At 66.5% G+C, this 17,690-nt stretch carries 12 protein-coding genes and 1 pseudogene; 5 read left to right on the forward strand and 8 right to left on the reverse strand.

The features are described from left to right. Positions 1-4: 4 nt before the first annotated feature. The 3 genes from clpS to ABIB28_RS06500 form a co-directional block, all read right to left on the reverse strand. Entirely contained in the window at positions 5-340 is a 336-nt protein-coding gene (gene clpS / locus ABIB28_RS06490) for an ATP-dependent Clp protease adapter ClpS (protein ID WP_133192162.1), read from the reverse strand. Between the two features lie 129 nt (positions 341-469). Further along, a complete protein-coding gene (locus tag ABIB28_RS06495) occupies positions 470-1,285 on the reverse strand; it encodes a phasin family protein (protein ID WP_354287243.1) in 816 nt (271 codons plus the stop codon). A 124-nt stretch (positions 1,286-1,409) separates the two neighbouring features. Beyond that, positions 1,410-3,143, reverse strand: coding sequence for a PHA/PHB synthase family protein (locus ABIB28_RS06500; RefSeq protein WP_354287245.1), 1,734 nt, complete (start codon positions 3,141-3,143; stop codon positions 1,410-1,412). A gap of 153 nt (positions 3,144-3,296) precedes the next feature. Here ABIB28_RS06500 and ABIB28_RS06505 point away from each other — a divergent pair, with 153 nt between their 5' ends. From ABIB28_RS06505 to ABIB28_RS06515, 3 genes are read left to right on the forward strand one after another with little or no spacing between them, the layout of a single operon-like run. After that, complete coding sequence (locus ABIB28_RS06505; protein WP_189676315.1) at positions 3,297-4,502, forward strand: LL-diaminopimelate aminotransferase; 1,206 nt, start codon at positions 3,297-3,299, stop codon at positions 4,500-4,502. A gap of 11 nt (positions 4,503-4,513) precedes the next feature. Beyond that, positions 4,514-5,290: a sulfite exporter TauE/SafE family protein gene (locus ABIB28_RS06510; RefSeq protein ID WP_354287248.1), complete on the forward strand. Its 777-nt coding sequence runs from the start codon at positions 4,514-4,516 to the stop codon at positions 5,288-5,290. Beyond that, the gene (locus ABIB28_RS06515; protein ID WP_354287250.1) at positions 5,290-5,721 is read left to right on the forward strand and encodes an acyl-CoA thioesterase; all 432 of its coding nucleotides are present in this window, start codon (positions 5,290-5,292) and stop codon (positions 5,719-5,721) included. The genes ABIB28_RS06510 and ABIB28_RS06515 overlap by 1 nt, the downstream gene beginning before the upstream one ends. Here the strand turns inward: ABIB28_RS06515 and ABIB28_RS06520 are convergent. Together ABIB28_RS06520 and ABIB28_RS06525 are read right to left on the reverse strand one after the other, a co-directional pair. Further along, complete coding sequence (locus ABIB28_RS06520; RefSeq protein ID WP_354287252.1) at positions 5,711-6,448, reverse strand: hypothetical protein; 738 nt, start codon at positions 6,446-6,448, stop codon at positions 5,711-5,713. The two genes, ABIB28_RS06515 and ABIB28_RS06520, sit on opposite strands and share 11 nt — an antisense overlap. A gap of 62 nt (positions 6,449-6,510) precedes the next feature. Next, on the reverse strand, positions 6,511-7,962 hold the full coding sequence (locus ABIB28_RS06525) for a helicase HerA domain-containing protein (protein ID WP_189676316.1): 1,452 nt from the start codon (positions 7,960-7,962) through the stop codon (positions 6,511-6,513). Between the two features lie 149 nt (positions 7,963-8,111). Here ABIB28_RS06525 and ABIB28_RS06530 point away from each other — a divergent pair, with 149 nt between their 5' ends. Continuing rightward, complete coding sequence (locus ABIB28_RS06530) at positions 8,112-9,170, forward strand: LacI family DNA-binding transcriptional regulator (protein ID WP_354287254.1); 1,059 nt, start codon at positions 8,112-8,114, stop codon at positions 9,168-9,170. A 10-nt stretch (positions 9,171-9,180) separates the two neighbouring features. On the opposite strand, the gene ABIB28_RS06535 is transcribed toward ABIB28_RS06530, so the two are convergent. The 3 genes from ABIB28_RS06535 to ABIB28_RS06545 all read right to left on the reverse strand — a co-directional run bounded on the left by ABIB28_RS06535 (position 9,181) and on the right by ABIB28_RS06545 (position 14,036). Next, complete coding sequence (locus ABIB28_RS06535) at positions 9,181-11,679, reverse strand: glycoside hydrolase family 3 protein (RefSeq protein ID WP_354287256.1); 2,499 nt, start codon at positions 11,677-11,679, stop codon at positions 9,181-9,183. 93 nt (positions 11,680-11,772) lie between these two features. Next, positions 11,773-13,026 carry an MFS transporter gene (locus ABIB28_RS06540; RefSeq protein ID WP_354287258.1) on the reverse strand — a complete coding sequence of 418 codons (1,254 nt, stop codon included), beginning with the start codon at positions 13,024-13,026 and terminating at the stop codon, positions 11,773-11,775. After that, complete coding sequence (locus tag ABIB28_RS06545; protein ID WP_189676320.1) at positions 13,026-14,036, reverse strand: LacI family DNA-binding transcriptional regulator; 1,011 nt, start codon at positions 14,034-14,036, stop codon at positions 13,026-13,028. The genes ABIB28_RS06540 and ABIB28_RS06545 overlap by 1 nt, the downstream gene beginning before the upstream one ends. Before the next feature lie 366 nt (positions 14,037-14,402). Between ABIB28_RS06545 and ABIB28_RS06550 the strand changes: the two are divergent. After that, positions 14,403-17,616, forward strand: a pseudogene (locus tag ABIB28_RS06550) (TonB-dependent receptor). Positions 17,617-17,690: the final 74 nt, after the last annotated feature.

Raw genomic sequence — 17,690 nt, forward strand, 5'->3', positions numbered from 1 at the left:
GCGCTCAGGCCTTTTCGAGCGTGCATTGCAGCGGGTGCTGGTTCTGCCGCGCAAAGTCCATCACTTGCGTCACCTTGGTCTCGGCGACTTCGTAGCTGAAGGTGCCGCAGACCCCGACGCCCTTTTGATGGACATGGAGCATCACGCGCGTCGCAGCTTCCATGTCCATGCGGAAATAGCGCTGCAGCACGAGCACGACGAATTCCATCGGCGTGTAATCGTCGTTGAGCAGCAGCACGCGGTACGGCGTGGGCTCCTTGGTCTTGGAACGCGTCCGGGTTGCGACCCCGGCGCCGGTGCCGTCCCCGTCATCGGTGCCATCGTCACGGCGTTCCGCCATCGAGATTCGGGTGCTGTCGATCATGTGTCGCCAAAATATGGCATTGCCGGGGGGAAGGGCAAGGGGCTCGGATACGAAAAGGGCGGCCCGTCGCCGGACCGCCCCCACTTATCGAAAGATCGCGCGTGGTTATGCGGCGACCTTGATCTTCTCGGCTGCCAGCGCGACGCGGTTCGAGATCGGCTGGGCGATCTCACCGGCGAGCTTGAGCATCGATTCGGTGTTCTTCGAGGTTTCGGCGACCATCGCGTCGAATGCGCTGCGCATGAAGTCGCTGTGGAGCTTGAGGAAGTCGGTCGGCGACTTGACGCTCGACAGCGTCTTCATCGCAGCCGTCGCGCTCTCGAGCTGCTTGCGACCATATTCGGCGGCTTCCTGGCCCATCGTCTCGATGCCCTTGGCGGCGATCTTCGACGATTCGACGAGCGCCTCGATGTTGCCCTTCGAGAATTCGTTCATCTCTTCGATCATCTTCGAACCCTTTTCCATTGCGGTCTTGGTGCGATCGTTGACGTCGGCGAACATCGCCTGCGCACGGGCCTGGGTGGTGTCAGCGGCGGACTGTACGGTTTCCATGATCTTGGCTTCCTTCTGAGCGACGGCCGCCGCGGCTGCGACGACGGGGGTTGGGGCTGGCGTGGTAATGGGGGCAGACACCGACGAAACGGGCGCGGGCGCCTCAATCACCGGCTGGGGCGCTGCAACGGGCGCGACTGGCGGTGCCACGGTGGCGACTGGCGCCACCGGAGAAGCGACGGCTGCAGGCGCAGTGGTCAGTGGTGCTGGCTTGGGTGCAGCGGCGGCGCGCTTCTTCGCGGCAGGCTTTGCAGCAGCAGGGGAAGCGGCAAGCGCGGCGGGAACCGAATCGGATGGCGCCGCAACCGCAGCGGCGATCGATGCGATCGAGGGCGGGGTCGCGGGGGACTTCGGGTCGTTGCTGGCCATGACGGGATTGCTCCTGCTCTATTGCTGCGCCGCAATATACGCCGGAAACACGACACGAACAAGCGAAATGTTGCACTGCAACATAAGCGTAACGACTTGCCTTCGCTGGCGCTCACCCCGTCGATCAGCGCGCCTTGACGTAGCGTCCCGGCGCATCGTCGAGCACCGGCAGACCACCCTCGCCCGGCTGACGCGCGCCCGTCGCGGCGACGCTGTCGGCACCGTGATCGCGCAGCCAGCCGAGCCAGTCGGGCCACCAGCTGCCCTTGGTCTCGACAGCCCCCGCGATGAAGTCTGCCAAGGTAGTGACAGGCGCGGGATTGAGCCAATATTGGTATTTTCCCGCACTCGGCGGGTTCACCACGCCCGCGATATGCCCCGATCCCGCCAGCACGAACTTGCGCTCGCCGCGGAAATGCTCGGTCAGCGCCCACACGCTCTCGGCCGGCGCGATATGGTCCTCGCGCCCCGCCTGGATATAGGCGGGCGTCTCGACTCGCCCGAGATCGATCGGCACGCCGAGCGCGCTCAGCGCGCCCGGCTTGGCGAGGAGATTGTCGCGGTACAGATCGAGCAGATAGCGCATGTGCCAGCCCGCCGGCAGGTTGGTCGTATCGCCGTTCCAGTGGAGCAGGTCGAACGGCGCATAGTCCTTGCCGAGCAGATAATTGTTGGTGACGTAATTCCAGATCAGGTCGCGCCCGCGCAGCTGGTTGAACACCGACGCCATGTAGCGCCCGTCGAGAAACCCGTCGGGGGTCAGCGTCTTGAGCAAGGCGATCTGATCGTCGGCGACGAAGTGGAGCAGCTCGCCCGCCTTGGTGAAATCGACTTGCGCGGTGAAGAAGGTCGCGGTGCTGACCTTGTCCGCCTCGCCGCGCGCCGCGAGGATCGCAAGCGTCGCGGCAAGCGTCGTGCCCGCGACGCAATAGCCGATCGTGTGCACCGCGGGTACGTCGAGCCCGGTGCGGATCAAGTCGATCGCCTCGATCTGCGCGGCGATATAATCGTCCCACGCCACGTCCTTCATGCTCGCATCGGCCGAGCGCCACGAGACGAGGAAGACGGTGATGCCTTGCTCGACCGCCCAGCGGATGAAGCTCTTCTCGGGGGTCAGGTCGAGGATGTAGAAGCGGTTGATCCATGGCGGGAAGATCACCAGCGGCGTCGACAGCACGCTTTCGGTCGTCGGCGTATATTGGATCAACTCGTAGAGATCGGTGCGGTGGACGACCTTGCCCGGCGTCACCGCGAGATTGCGGCCGACCTCGAACGCACTCGCATCGGTATGCGTCACTTGCCCCTTGGCGAGATCGGCGAGCATGTTCTGCAAGCCCTTGAGCAGATTCTGCCCGCCGGTCTCGAGCGTCTTCTCGAGCACTTCGGGGTTGGTCGCGGGGAAGTTCGACGGGCTGACCGCATCGAGGAAGCCGCGCGCGGCGAAGCGCATTTGCTCGCGCTGCTTGTCGTCGACGCCCTGCACCGCCTCGACCTGCGCGAGCATCTGGTCCGAAAACAGGAAATAGCTTTGCCGGATCCAGTCGAACAGCGGGTTCTCGCGCCAGCGCGGATCCTTGAAGCGCTTGTCGCGCGCCTGTGCGGGGGTTTCGGCGACCGGCTCGGCCTGGCCGGGGATCAGCAGGCGCTGCCACAGCGTCAGACTCTCGCTCCAGAAATCGCGCGTCCGCGCGAGCGTCTCGGGATCGGTCAGGCCGGGGATCGCGGGCAGGCCGGAGTCGCTTGCACGGATCGCGCCGAACCCTTGCTCGATCATCATCTGCTGCGCGCGGCCCAACAGCCAGGTCCAATGCTGCAGATCCGCCAGGCTCGGCATGGCGGGAGGGGGTGTGTCGGCCATGGCATCCTCTACGCTTGACGCATCCGACCTTAGCCCGATCCGCCCTGCCAGCAACCCCGCTAACACCCTTGGGCGCAAAGCCGGGTGACGAAGCGCGCGCGAGACCGTAAGGTGTACGCGTAAGGAAATGTCTCCTCGAACCGGAATTCCGCAATGTCCGACGATTTCTACCGCATCAAGCGCCTGCCCCCGTACATCATCGCGGAAGTCAACGCGATGCGAGCGGAAGCGCGTGCGAGCGGCGAGGACATCATCGATCTCGGCATGGGCAATCCCGATCTGCCGCCGCCGCCGCACGTTATCGAAAAGCTGATCGAAGTCGCGCGCAAGCCCGACGCGCACGGCTATTCGCAGTCGAAGGGCATTCCCGGGCTGCGCAAGGCGCAAGCGAACTATTACGGTCGCCGCTTCGGCGTCGATGTCGATCCCGACACCGAAGTCGTCGTGACGATGGGATCGAAGGAAGGGCTTGCGAGCCTAGCCACCGCGATCACCGCGCCCGGCGACGTCGTGCTCGCACCCAACCCGTCCTACCCGATCCACACCTTCGGCTTCATCATTGCAGGCGCCACGATCCGCGCGGTGCCGACGACGCCCGACGACGCCTATTTCGATTCGCTCGAGCGCGCGATGGCCTTCACCGTCCCGCGCCCGTCGATCCTCGTCGTCAATTATCCGTCGAACCCGACGGCCGAAGCCGTCGACCTCGCTTTCTACGAGCGGCTCGTCGCCTGGGCGAAGGAGAACAAGGTCTGGATCATCTCCGACCTTGCCTATTCCGAGTTGTATTATGACGGCAATCCGACGCCCTCGATCCTGCAAGTGCCCGGCGCCAAGGACATCGCGATCGAATTCACGTCGCTCAGCAAGACCTATTCGATGGCGGGCTGGCGGATCGGCTTCGCGGTCGGGAACAAGACGCTGATCGCGGCGATGAGCCGCGTGAAATCGTATCTCGATTACGGCGCCTTCACCCCGATCCAGGCCGCGGCGTGCGCCGCGCTCAACGGCCCGCAGGACATCGTCGCGACAAATCGCGAGCTCTATCACAAGCGCCGCGACGTGCTCGTCGACAGCTTCGGCCGCGCCGGGTGGGATATCCCCTCGCCGCGCGCGTCGATGTTCGCCTGGGCGCCGCTCCCGCCGGCGCTCGCGCACCTAGGTAGCCTTGAGTTCTCCAAACAATTGCTGACTCACGCCCGCGTCGCGGTTGCCCCAGGGGTGGGCTATGGCGAGAATGGAGAAGGCTTTGTGCGCATCGCGATGGTCGAGAACGAGCAGCGGCTGCGCCAGGCCGCGCGCAACGTGAAGAAATATCTGCTGTCGATGGGCGTCAACACCCCCGCCAAGACCGGCTGACGCCTACGCCGATGCATATCAATCTGTTGTATTCGATGGCCGGCGTGCTCGTCGGGCTGGTCGTCGGGCTGACCGGCGTCGGCGGCGGCTCGCTGATGACGCCGCTGCTCGTGCTCGCCTTCGGTTTCCATCCGGCGACTGCGGTCGGCACCGATCTGCTCTATGCCTCGGCGACCAAGACCGTCGGCACGACGGTGCATGGCTGGCGCGGGACGGTCGACTGGACCGTCGTGCGCCGCCTCGCGACGGGGAGCGTCCCCGCCGCTTTGCTCACGCTCGTGATCCTGCATTATGCCGGCGAGCAATCGGCCAAGACGGGCCACGCGATCTCGGTCGCGCTCGGCATCACGCTGCTGGTGTCGGGTCTGGCGACGATCTTCCGCGCGCGGATCGTCGCCGCGCTCAGCCGGCGGCTCGGCGCCGTGCGGCCGCGGCGGCTTGCGCGGCTGACGGTGCTGCTCGGCGCGGTGCTCGGCGTGCTCGTCTCGCTGACGTCGGTCGGCGCGGGCGCGCTCGGCATGACCGCCCTCCTGATCCTCTACCCGCTGATGCCGGTCAACCGGCTCGTCGGCTCGGACATCGCGCATGCCGTGCCGTTGACGCTGCTCGGCGGAATCGGGCATTGGATCCTCGGGTCGGTCGACGGATCGCTGCTCGTCTCGCTGCTGATCGGCTCGATTCCCGGGATCATCGTCGGTAGCCTGGTCGCGAGCCGCGTGTCGGATCGCTTCCTCACCCCCATCCTCGCCGCGGTGCTTGCCGCGGTCGGCCTAAAGTTGCTGTTCTGATGACCCGTCCCGACTTTGCCTTCTCGACCCGCTTCAAGGTCCGCTATGCCGAGATCGACGGCCAGAAGGTCGTCTTCAACTCGCGCTATCTCGAATATGCCGATGTCGCTGCGACCGATTACTGGGACTGGACCGGGATCGGCGCGGCGCTCGGCGAGGCGTGGACGCACACCGAATTCCACGTCCGCCACACCGCGATCGATTACCTGAAGCCGTTCGTGTGGGGCGACACGATCGAGGCGTTCGTGCGGATCGCGCGGATCGCCTCGTCGAGCCTGACGCAGCGCTTCGAGCTCTGCCATGCCGAGACGGGGGCGCTCCACACCACGATCGACATGACGATCGTCAACGTCCATTTGCCGACCGGCGCGGCGCAGCCGATCGCCGCCGACGTGCGCGCCTATCTCGAGGCGCTGCCCGCTACTTCTTGAAGCCCGAGATCAAGTCGAAGCGGATCCGCACCCATGCGCCGATGACCGGCTTGCCGTTGACGCGCGGCGGCCGCACGCGGAACTGCCACGCCGCGAGCCGCAGCGCGCGCGACAAGCCACCGCCAGGCGGCGATTCGTCGAGCGAGCGGCAATTCTCGACATGATAATCGGGCGCGGTCTTGCACGCGATCATCGCCCAGCCGCCGTCGCCCTTCATATATTCCTGCATATACGGCTTGAGCTCGGCATCGCTCGGCTCGCGATACCATTCGGCATTGTAGAGCGATCCGCCGCCCGGCCCCTGCCCCGGGCCATACGCCGCGACGCTGTCCTTGCCCGTGCCCTCGCCGCTGCCCTCGCCCTTGGCCGAGGGGATCTTGCCGATATCCGACGCGGCGAAATCCTGCGGGCTGAGCTGGATCAGCTTGGACGGAAGCGGCGCCTTGGGCATCGGCGGGACGGTCGGCGGCGGCGGTGCGGCCGACGCGGTCGTCACGACCTTTTTCTGCTGCTGCTTGACCTTGGTCTTCGAAGCGGTCTTCTCGAGCGGTGGGCCGATCGGCCGAACGTCGAACGTGGTGAGCCTGGGCTGCTTCTCGACCTTGGTGAAAACGCCGGTGCCGAGCTGGAGCAGCAGCAGCCCGACCAGCGCCTCGACCACGAGTGCGAGCACGATCCCGCGAACGCGGCGGCGATCCGACGTGGACTGATAGGAGGCGGATGCCATCGAGCGCCCCTAGGCCGCGCCGTCCCGCACTGCAACCGCTGGCGCACGACCTGAACGCTTTGTCATGCGGCGTCGGCTGCCGCTGTCGTCCAGCCCAGCGCGGGGATCGTCAGCGACCGCTTGCCCGACAGATCGACCCGCGTGACCAGCAGGTTACGCCCCTCGATATAGCCGATCACGCGCCGCGCGCGGCCGAGCGAGCTGGTGCCATAGGTATGCGCGATCTCCTCGTCGGTCGGTGCGGGCAGCCCCTCGCGCGCAGCCCGCGCGATCAGCAGGAAGCAGCCGAGCATCTCGTCGGGCAGATCGTGCGCGATCGCGATCGCCTCGGCCCAGTCGCCGTCGAGCCCGTCGAAGATCCCCGCGCGTGCCGCGGCGAGCCGGCGCGAAAAGCCCGAAGACGACAGCGGCGCCGGATGCACGCCGACCATGCGGCAGCGCACCTGGAAATCCTGGTAGAGCACGGCGGCCGGACGCGTGCTCGAATCGCGATCCTCGACGATCGCGCGCAGCACATCGGTGACGACACGCGCGAGTTCCTCGGGGTCGCGCTTGGGAACATCGCGCGCCGGCTCGGACGTAGGCACCGTCTCGATCTGGTCGAGCACATATTCGGCGGGGGCAGCGCGCGGCGGGGGCGGCGGTGGGCGCACCGGCTCCTCCATCTCGGCGAAGAGGAATTGCCGCATATCGCTCGCCTGCGGCTGCGGCAGCGGAGTCAGCACCGGGCCGCCGCCGCGCGAGCCGGTCTCGACCGAACCGACCTTGATCGCGATCGGACGGCGACACACCGCCGGCCCGAGCGCGAGGAAGGTGCCGCGCGGCAGATCGCGGATCTGCTCGGCCTGGCGGCGCTCCATCCCGAGCAGATCGGCCGCGCGCGCCATGTCGATGTCGAGAAAGGTGCGCCCCATCAGGAAGTTCGACGCTTCCGCCGCGACATTCTTGGCGAGCTTGGCGAGGCGCTGCGTCGCGATGATGCCAGCCAAGCCCCGCTTGCGCCCGCGGCACATAAGGTTGGTCATCGCGCCGAGCGACGCGCGGCGGACCTCTTCGGTCACCTCGGCGCCCATCGAAGGTGCGAACACCTGCGCCTCATCGACCACGACGAGCGCAGGATACCAATGCTCGCGCGGCGCATCGAACAGCGCGCCGAGAAACGCGGCAGCACAGCGCATCTGCCCCTCCATCTCGAGCCCCTCGAGATCGAGCACGACCGAGGTGCGATGTTCGCGGATCCGCTGGCCGAAGCGCGCGACCTCGGCGACCGAATAGTCAGCGGCGGCGATCGCGATATGGCCGTATTTCTCGCCGAGCGTGACGAAGTCGCCTTCGGGGTCGATGATGATCTGTTGCACTTGCCCCGCGCTGCGTTCGAGCAGCCGGCGCAGCAGATGCGACTTTCCCGAGCCCGAATTGCCCTGCACGAGCAACCGCGTCGCCAGCAATTCTTCGAGATCGATCGGAACGGAAGCGCCGCCCGCGTCGAGGCCCATATCGACCTGAAACGTCATCGGGAGCGCATGCCCGATTGCACGGGGTGGGGGCAAGCGCCATCGACATCGCACAGGCGCTTTGCACCCCCTCGTGTAAATGCGCACCTGTAACTGCGACTTGCCGCATGCCATCGCTCCGCCATAGGGTCGGCTCCGAAAGGACGCGCATGAAGGAACCCCGCAGCTCACGCCGCCAGCACAACGTCCCGACGGTCAGTGACGTCGCGGCGCGGGCCGGCGTTTCGCCGATGACGGTGTCGCGTGTGATCAACGACAAGGCCAGCGTGCGCCCGGCAACGCGCGAACGCGTCGAGGCAGCGATCGCCGCGCTCAATTATGCGCCCAACGCCGCCGCGCGGATGCTCGCGGGCGGCGAGGATGTGCGGATCGGCGTGCTCCACACCAATCCGAGCTTCTTCTATTTCAGCGAGTTCCTGATCGGCTGTCTCGACCAAGCGAGCCGCCAGACGGTCCAGATCCTGATCGAGAAATGCGAGCCCGGCACCGAGATCGCCGCGATCGAGCATCTCACGCGCGGACGGATCGACGGCATCATCCTGCCGCCGCCGCTGTGCGATTCGGCGCTGGTGCTCGAGGCGTTGCACGAACGCGGCATCCCGGTGGTGGCGATTTCGACCGGGCGTGCGCCCGGCTGGGCGCTGTCGGTCAGCATCGACGATCGCCGCGCAGCCTATGACATGACACGGCATCTCGGCGATCTCGGCCACCGCCGGATCGGCTTCATCACTGGCGCGCCCAACCAGACCGCGAGCGCCGAGCGGCTCGAAGGCTATCGCGCGGCACTCGCCGATCTCGATCTGCCCGTCATCGACGCGCTCATTGCCGACGGGCTGTTCACCTATCGCTCGGGGTTGGAAGCGGCCGAACGGCTGCTCGACCTGCCCGAGCCGCCGAGCGCGATCTTCGCGGCGAACGACGACATGGCCGCTGCCGCGATCGCGGTGGCGCATCGCCGTGGGCTCGACGTGCCGCGCGATCTCGCCGTCGTCGGCTTCGACGATTCGGCGCTCGCGACGACGATCTGGCCCGAACTCACCACGATCCGCCAGCCCGTCACCGACATGGCGCGGATGGCGGTCGAATTGCTCGTCGAGGCGCTGCGGCTCGACCGGAGCACGGCGCCGGGCGAGATCGCCGAGCCGCACGTCCGGATCGCCTATACGCTGATCCGCCGCGAATCGGACGCGCCGCCGCGCGTCGCGTGAGACGCGCGGATCACGGCTGACACGCCAGCACGTCGTCGGCGACCATCCCGAGCGACACGCGCGCGAGGCTGATCTCGAGCGTCTGGCTGGTGCGCAGCACGAACGGCGCGTCGATCGCCTTGACGTCGGCACCCGTGCGCCCATTGGTAGCGGCAAAGCATTTGAGCGGGATGCCGACGACGCGCCATTTCCCGACCGGCAGCGTGCCCGCCGAAAGCGGGCGTGACCCGCCGCAGCCCGCCCCGCAGGTCACCCCGAGCGTGAGATCGCTGCCCTGCGGCGCGTCGAGCCGCAGCGTCGCGAGCAACATGACGTCACCATTGCTTTCGCGCGACAGGTCGACGGGGTCGGAGCTGCGCAGTTCGATCGCTTGCGGTCCACCCCCGGCGAGCGAGAAGTGCCGCGCGCCTTCCTGCACGCCGTAATCGATCGCGGTGACCTTGATCCGTCCCGCCAGCGCCTGGGCGGGGACGCTCTTGATCGCGGTCATGGCCGTCGCATCGCCGACGCGCAGCGACCAGCCCGGCGTCGCCACGCCGGCCTTGAGAAAGACGCCGTCGGTGCCCGGATCGACCACGCCGGCATCCTCGGACAGCGGCTTCCACGCGGCGCGCGGCTCGCGCCCGGTCAAGCCATAGCCGAACGAATAGAGCTTGGGGCCGCCGGGCCTGGCGGTCAGCGGCCAGTCGGCGGGGAGCTTGCCCGTGAACGGCGCGGCGGTGCCCGACGTCGCGAAGAGCCGGTCGGCGACCCCTGCCCCTTCGCTCCCCGGGAGCCACGCGACGACGAAGCCGTCGGCCGCATTGAGCATCGGATTGACGAACAGCGGCCGCCCGGTGAGCATCACCGCGACGACCGGAATCCCCGCCGCCTTGAGCCGCTGCATCGTCGCCAGCGGCGCACGCAATTCGGGGCGCAGCTGGAGCGACTTTATGTCGCCCTGGAATTCGGCATAGGGCGTCTCGCCGAACACCACGATCGCAGCGTCGGGCTTGCGCGTATACTTTCCGTCGGGTGCGAGTTCGGCCTGCCCGCCGCCGGCCTTGACCGCAGCGGCGATCCCGCCCCACAGCGTCGTCGCGCCGGGGAACATCGCGTTGCTGAGCCCAGTGCCCTGCCAGCTGAGCGTCCAGCCGCCCGATTGCCGTGCGATGTCGTCGGCGCCGTCACCCGCCACCAGGATATTCGCCGACGGCTTGAGCGGGAGCACGCCGGTATTCTTGAGCAGCACGAGCGACTTGGCGACCGCCTCGCGCGCGATCGCACGGTGCGCGGGCGCGCCGAGCTGGCGCCAGTCGCTGGCGAGTGCGCGCGACGAGGGCTTGGCCGCCTCGAACAGCCCGAGCCGCAATTTCACGCGCAGGATTCGCGCAACGGCATCGTCGAGCCGCGCCATCGGCACCGTGCCGTCCTTCACTTGCGCGAGCAGCGAGGCGTAGAGCCCGCGCCAGCTGTCGGGCGCCATGTACATGTCGACCCCGGCGTTGATCGCCTGCGGGCAATTGTCGAGGCTGCACCCGGCGATCTGCGCGTGCGCGTTCCAGTCGGTGACGACGAAGCCGCCGAAATTCATCCGGCCCTTGAGCACGTCGGTGACGAGCCCCTTGCTGCCGCCGATCTTCTGCCCCTGCCAGCTCGAAAAGCTCGTCATCACGGTGCCGACACCGGCTTCGAGCGCGGGGACATAGGGCTTGCCGTGGACGTCGCGCAGCTCGGTCTCGCTGATCCGCGCGTCGCCCTGGTCGTGACCTTCGAAGGTCCCGCCATCGGCGATGAAATGCTTGGTGCTCGCGAGCACGTGCGGGCCGGCGAGGATCCGGCTGCCGTCGGGCCGGCCCTGCAAGCCGACGATCATCCGCCCAGCGTAACTGGCGACGAGATCGGGGTTCGACGAATAGCCCTCATAGGCGCGCCCCCAGCGATAATCCTGCGGCACGGTGATGGTCGGCGCGAAGGTCCATTCCTGCCCCGTCGTGCGGATCTCGACCGCAGTCGCGGCACCGATCCGCTCGATCAGCGCGGGATCGCGCGTCGCGCCGAGCCCGATATTCTGCGGAAACAGCGTCGCACCGACGATGTTGCTGTGGCCGTGGACTGCGTCGGTGCCCCACAGGATCGGGATGCCGTGCCCGCCCGCCGAACGATCGACCGAAGCGGCATAGAATTGGTCGGCGAGCTCGAGCCATTTCGGCGCCGGCGCGAAATCGTCCTTGTTGGGCCCCGAATTGCCGCCGTTGAGCACCGAGCCGATATGATAGCGGCGGACTTCATCGGGGGTGATGCTGTCGATATCGGGCTGGAGGATCTGCCCGACCTTTTCCTCGACGCTCATGTGCGACAGCAGCGTCGCGATCCGCGCTTCGTCGGCCGCGATCGGCGCGACCGGCCAGGCGACGCTCGGCCACACGGCGGGATGCACGACCGGGTCTGCCGCAGTCGGCGCAGCGATCGCCGCGCTCGCAGCGAGGCACGCACCGAGCGCGGTGCCCCAGGCAAATTCGCGTCTCATATCCCCTCCAGCTCCGCTTCAAATTCGATGGCGCACGCGTCGTCGGCGCACGGCACTTGGCCGGATCGCATTGACAACGTTGACATTGCGCTGTCAAGCCGGTGTGTGCTCGTTTTCCGGCCCGACCGGGGGATAGAAGATCACTGCCAGCACCGTCAGCAACGCGACCCCGGCGATCGCCACGAGCAGCGCGCCATTGGGCAGATACAGCGCGATTGCAATCGCTTGCGGGGCAAGCGCCTGCGCCAGTTTGCGCGCGATCGTCGCCATCGCATAGACGCGCACCGCATAGCCGCCATCGGTATCGGCGCGCTCGCACGCCGCGACGGTCGCTGGCACGAGCGACCAGAACATCACCGACATCCCCTGCCCCGCGATGATCGCCAGCGTGATGCACATCAGATCTGGCGCGACACCGCGCCCGACGAGCAGCAGCACGACCGCCACCATCAGCGCGACCGCCGCGATCCGGAGCGTGGCGACTTGCCCGGCGCGCAGCGCGAGCCGCGCCCAGATCGGCGCGGTCAGCAACAGCGACAGCGCGGGGACGAGCGCGACGTAATAACCGAGCCGCCGCGCGCCGATCTGGTCGAACAGGAACAGCAGCGACTTGTTGATCAGCGTCATCGTCAGGCCGACGAGCAGGATCGTGACGATCAACCGCCGCAACGCCGCCGACCGGACGAGCAGCGCCACCATCGCCGCGACCGCACCGCCAAGCCGCCGCGGTGGCGCCGCGCGCGGCACGACGCGTTCGGTGGTGCCAAAGCTCGTCGCGAAGAAAGCTGGCATCGCGAGCCCGGCAAGGATCAGCGCACCGAGCCGGAAATCGGCGCCGCCGCTGCGGTCCGCCGGGAGCAGCGCGTACGTCAACGCAGCGATCAACCCGCCGAGCGCCGCGCCCTGCATCCGCGCGCCGGTCAGCTTGAGATGATCGGCAGGATCGGGGGAAAGCCGCGCGGTAAGCGCGCCGTAGGGGATGTTGCCGAGGCCATAGGCAAAGCGCAGCGCGAGATAAGTGACGAGCGCATAGCCCGGCACCCACGCCGCAGGCACTGGCGGCGGCGCGAAGGCCAGGCACAGCAACAGCACCGAGAGCGGACCGCCGATCGAGACCCAGGCGCGCAACGGGATCCGCGGTGCCAGCCGATCCGCCACCGCACCGATCAGCGGATCGGTCAGCCAGTCGACCGCCGCCCCCGCCAGGAAGATCGCCGAGGCGACCGCAGGCGCGATGCCGAGCCCACGGATATAGTAGAATAGCAGATACAGCTCGATCGACTGCCACACGAAGTTGAAGCCGAGATCGCCGACGCCATAAAACCACGCTTCGAAACGGCGCAGCATCAGGCGCGCGGGGTTGCGGCGGATTCGCGGATCATCAGCGTATGCGGGTGGAGGATCCGCGCGATCGGCGCGCGATCCTCGAGCTGGGCGATCACCATCTCGGTCGCTGCGACAGCCATCTCGAACACCGGCTGGCGCACCGTCGTCAGCCGCGGCCAGGTGATCCGCGACACTTCCGAATCGTCGAACCCGACGACCGACAGATCGCCGGGGATCGACAGCCCGAACTCGCGCGCCGCCATCATCGCGCCGACCGCCATGTCGTCGTTCTGCGACAGGATCGCGGTCGGCCGATCGGGCCGCGCGAGGATGTGGCGCGCCGCGGCGAGCCCGCTGTCGAAGGTGAACAGGCCAGGCTCGATCCGGTCGAACTTGAGTTCGAGCCCCGCCTGGTGGAACGCCTGGGTATAGCCGAGCATCCGCGCCTCGCTCGACGGATGCGTCGCATCGCCGCGGATGATGGCGATGTCGCGGTGGCCAAGGCCGATGACATACGCCGCGATCTCGCGCGCGGCGGCGACATCGTCGACCAGATTGCTCGGCGCGGCGTCGATCATCCGCGTCGGCGCGATCCGCGCGCAGAAGATCCGAGCTTCGTGCAACTGCTTGAGGATCAGCGGATGGTCCGACGCCGGCGGCGCCAGCACCACCCCGTCGAGCGCGGCCGAACGCAGCAGACCCACGACTTCGCTCGCATTTTCCTGGACCGAGCGGATCGGGATCACCACCAAGCGATAGCGCTCGTTGGTCAGCCGCTCGAGCACGCCGCGTTGCAATTCAACGACATAGCTTGGGCTGGGGTTCTCATACACCAGCCCGATCATGTTCGATTTGCGCCGCACCAGCGCCTGGGCGAAGACATTGGGGTGGTAATCGAGCGTGTCGGCGGCCGCGCGGACGCGCTGCTGGACGTCCGCGCTGACATGCGGCTCGCCATTGAGCACGCGCGATACCGTCTTGGCCGACACCCCGGCGAGCCGCCCTACGTCGACAATCGTTGTTCGCTTCATGCCATCCCGATCCAGAGGAGCGCGGAATAGACCAGATCGCCCGCCCTCACGCTAGAGGGTATGACTGCGTTGACAGAAGAAAGCGCACGGGATCCCTAGCGGCAAAAGGGGAAGGCTGCCCGGTCGCCCACATTCGGGTCGAGGCGCGAAAGCGCGCAACAGACCATAATCTGCTTTAAGATGTACGTTTTTCTCGCATCTGCACACGATATTGGCGATGCGCGCCTCCCCATCACCGCCGGTGCGACCCGGAAATTCATCTTGACAACGTAGGACAAAAGGATAGCGCTATCCCAGCCGGTTCAGCAGGGGGTCGGCATGTCATCGGAGCGGCCAGATAAGGCCGCACACAGCAGGGAGGGGTCCATGAAGGCCTATCATCACGCGTCGGCCCAAGTGTGGTCGGCTTCGCTCATCGCGCTCGCCGCCGGACTCGCACTTCCACAAACCGCGCAGGCGCAGGCAGCACCCGTTGCCGCGCAACAAGGCACGCCACAGGCCGATACAGCGCCCGGCACGCTCGCTCCCGAAAAGGGCGCCACCGCGACCAATGCAGTGCCCGAAGCGGCGAACCCCGCCACGAACCCCGACGACATCGTCGTAACCGGCGTGCGCGCCTCGCTCGAACGCTCGATTTCGATCAAGCGCAATTCGACGGGCATTGTCGATGCGATCTCGGCCGAGGATATCGGCAAGTTCCCCGACACCAACCTCGCCGAATCGCTCCAGCGCATCACCGGCGTGTCGATCGACCGCGTCAACGGCCAGGGCGCGCAAGTCACCGTCCGCGGCTTCGGCCCGAGCTTCAACCTCGTCACCTTGAACGGCCGCACGCTCGCCTCGTCGTACGTCCAGACCGTTGGCGGCGACGAAAGCGCGGATGGCGCGGTTGGCGTGACGCGCTCGTTCGATTTCTCCAACCTCGCTTCGGAAGGCGTCAAGACGCTCGAAGTCTACAAGACCGGCCGCGCAGCAGTCCCCTCGGGCGGGATCGGCGCGACGATCAACGTCGTCACGCGCCGCCCGCTCGATTCACGGACGTCGGGCTTCAACGGGTCGCTCGGCGGCAAGCTCAACTACGATACAAGCGCGAGCGACTGCGTCGATTGCGGGTCGGTGGTGACACCCGAAGTCACCGGACTCGCCAGCTGGTCGAACCCCGACCAGACCTTCGGCATCTCGCTGTTCGGCAGCTATCAGCAACGCCATTTCTCGACGGTGTCGGCAACGTCGAACGCGTGGAACATCAAGACGCTGTCCGAATTCCTCGATCCGGGCAACGGCTTCGTCAACGCCGCCACCAAGATCAACAACAAGCCGACCGACCCCAAGCAATTGGTCTCGGTGCCGAACGACAGCCGCTATCATTTCTCCGACAACAAGTATGAGCGGCTCAACGGCCAGGCGATCGTCCAGTTCAAGCCGACCGACTCGCTGACGATCACCGCCGATGCGCTCTACGCGCGCACGCTGCAGAGCGAGCAGCGCTCGGATGAATCGAACTGGTTCAACCGCCCGTTCGACGTCGTCACCTTCGACAGCAACAAGGCGGTCGCGACGACGACCTATCTCCACGAGACGATCGCCGGCGTGAAGGACACCGGCTTCGAGCAGCAGGCGCGCGCGCAGAAGAACCAGCTCGAGGATTACGGCCTCAACGCCAAATGGGACATCGCCCCCAATCTGACGCTGTCGATCGACGGCCATTACGGCAAATCGTCGGTGTTGCCGAACAACCCCAACGGCACGAGCTCGACCCTGGTCGGTCTCGGCGCGACCGTCATTTCGGCGCATTCGGTCGATTATAGCGGGCTGATCCCGGTGCAGGACATCGTCGTCAACGATTCCACGCTCCCCGGCGGCAACCATAACGGCATCCTCGACGTCAACGACGTCGGCTCGTCGATCGCGCGCACGTACTCCACGAGCCAGAAGCAGAAGGTCAAGGAAGTCCGCGCCGACCTCGGCTGGGATCTGGGCGGCGGGAGCCGGTTCGACTTTGGCGGCCTGTACCGCGACAGCGACACCAACCAGCAGCTCGTGTCGACGCAGCAGACGCTGGGCAATTGGAGCGTCGATTTCCCCCGGCGACGTCCAGAAGCTCGCGCCGGGCGTGCTCCAGCAATTCTGCCTGCTGTGCAAGTTCAGCAGCTATGACCCCAAGGCGAGCGGCGCGAACCTGATCGCGTTCCGCGGCGATACGCTGAAGCTCTACAATGCGCTGTCGCCGGCCTATGCCAAGACGGGCAACGCGATCTCGATCACCGCCAACCAGAACAATTCGGTCAAGGAAACGATCTACGCGGGCTATGCGCAAGTCACCTGGAAGGGTGACATTGCGGGCCACGAAGCAAGCCTCGTCGCAGGTGGCCGCTACGAGCACACCAAGGACGTCGCGACCTCGCTCCAGGCCGTGCCGACGCAAATCGCCTGGGTCGCCGACAACGACTTCACGATCACCGTCGGATCGACCCCGCAACCGCTGGTGGCGATCGGATCGTACGACAACATCCTGCCGTCGTTCGATTTCCAGGTCGAACTCAAGCGCAACTTGATCGGTCGCTTCTCGGCGAGCCGGACGATCGCACGCCCGAATTACGACAACCTCTTCTCCTCGACGAGCGTGTTCGCGCCAGGGCGGCCGACGGCGATCGGCGGCGTCGCCACCGCCAACACCGGCAACACCAACCTGGCGCCGCTGATTTCGGACAATATCGATCTGTCGTTCGAATATTACTTCAAGCCCGACAGCTATGTCTCGGCGGGCTTCTTCGACAAGCGTGTGCACAATTTCATCGGCACCGGCCTGTCGAACGGCAGCCTGTTCGGCCTGCGCGACCCAAGTTCGGGTGCTGCGGGGACGACGTCGGGGGCGGCAAAGGCCGCGCTCAGCGCGCTCGGCGCCGATATCAGCGACGTCAACCTGTTCACCTACTCGGCGCTGCTCCAACGCGACGGTGCCGCGGCCGCGGCAAGCCAGTTCAACGCGCATTACAGCGCGGTGACCAAGACGGTCGACCAGGCGTTCGTCAACCAGATCCTCTCGGCGGTCGACATCAACGGCACCGCGGTGGATCCGCTCTACAACTTCACGATCTCGCGCCCGATCAACAACAAGGACGCCGAGATCTACGGCTTCGAGATCGCCGGCCAGTATTTCTTCGGGCGCACCGGCATCGGCGTCTCGGCGAGCTTTACCTATGTGAAGGGCGATGTCGGCTTCAACAATGGCGGCGATCCGAACATCGATCAGTTCGCGCTGACCGGGCTGTCGAACACCGCAAACGCCACGCTGATCTATGACAAGAACGGTATTTCGGCGCGGCTGAGCTACAATTGGCGCGACAAGTTCCTCTCGTCGCTCAATCGCGACAGCTACAAGAACCCGGTCTACACCAAGCCGTTCGGTCAGCTCGACATGAACATCAGCTATGATCTCAACAAGAAGATCGCGCTGTCGCTCGAAGCGATCAATCTGACCAATTCGAGCCTGCGCACCTATGGCCGCTCGGAAAACAACGTCTGGTTCGCACAGGAGCTGCAACGCCGCTTCCTGTTCGGCGCGCGCTATCGCTTCTAGCGCGTGAAGCCTGACCGGACGATGCTTGAGGGGGGAGCATCGTCCGGCCAGTACACGATACGACACGATTTGTC

Source organism: Sphingomonas sp. UYEF23 (assembly GCF_040546165.1).
In the GTDB taxonomy this organism is placed as follows: Bacteria; Pseudomonadota; Alphaproteobacteria; order Sphingomonadales; family Sphingomonadaceae; genus Sphingomonas; species Sphingomonas glacialis.

What these genes read in the sequence shown, in the direction of transcription:
- clpS (WP_133192162.1), bottom strand. Translation starts at nt 340, where the DNA reads ATGGCGGAACGCCGTGACGATGGCACCGATGACGGGGACGGCACCGGC.
- ABIB28_RS06495 (WP_354287243.1), bottom strand. Translation starts at nt 1,285, where the DNA reads ATGGCCAGCAACGACCCGAAGTCCCCCGCGACCCCGCCCTCGATCGCA.
- ABIB28_RS06545 (WP_189676320.1), bottom strand. Translation starts at nt 14,036, where the DNA reads ATGAAGCGAACAACGATTGTCGACGTAGGGCGGCTCGCCGGGGTGTCG.
- ABIB28_RS06535 (WP_354287256.1), bottom strand. Translation starts at nt 11,679, where the DNA reads ATGAGACGCGAATTTGCCTGGGGCACCGCGCTCGGTGCGTGCCTCGCT.
- ABIB28_RS06525 (WP_189676316.1), bottom strand. Translation starts at nt 7,962, where the DNA reads ATGACGTTTCAGGTCGATATGGGCCTCGACGCGGGCGGCGCTTCCGTT.
- ABIB28_RS06515 (WP_354287250.1), top strand. Translation starts at nt 5,290, where the DNA reads ATGACCCGTCCCGACTTTGCCTTCTCGACCCGCTTCAAGGTCCGCTAT.
- ABIB28_RS06500 (WP_354287245.1), bottom strand. Translation starts at nt 3,143, where the DNA reads ATGGCCGACACACCCCCTCCCGCCATGCCGAGCCTGGCGGATCTGCAG.
- ABIB28_RS06520 (WP_354287252.1), bottom strand. Translation starts at nt 6,448, where the DNA reads ATGGCATCCGCCTCCTATCAGTCCACGTCGGATCGCCGCCGCGTTCGC.
- ABIB28_RS06530 (WP_354287254.1), top strand. Translation starts at nt 8,112, where the DNA reads ATGAAGGAACCCCGCAGCTCACGCCGCCAGCACAACGTCCCGACGGTC.
- ABIB28_RS06510 (WP_354287248.1), top strand. Translation starts at nt 4,514, where the DNA reads ATGCATATCAATCTGTTGTATTCGATGGCCGGCGTGCTCGTCGGGCTG.
- ABIB28_RS06505 (WP_189676315.1), top strand. Translation starts at nt 3,297, where the DNA reads ATGTCCGACGATTTCTACCGCATCAAGCGCCTGCCCCCGTACATCATC.
- ABIB28_RS06540 (WP_354287258.1), bottom strand. Translation starts at nt 13,026, where the DNA reads ATGCTGCGCCGTTTCGAAGCGTGGTTTTATGGCGTCGGCGATCTCGGC.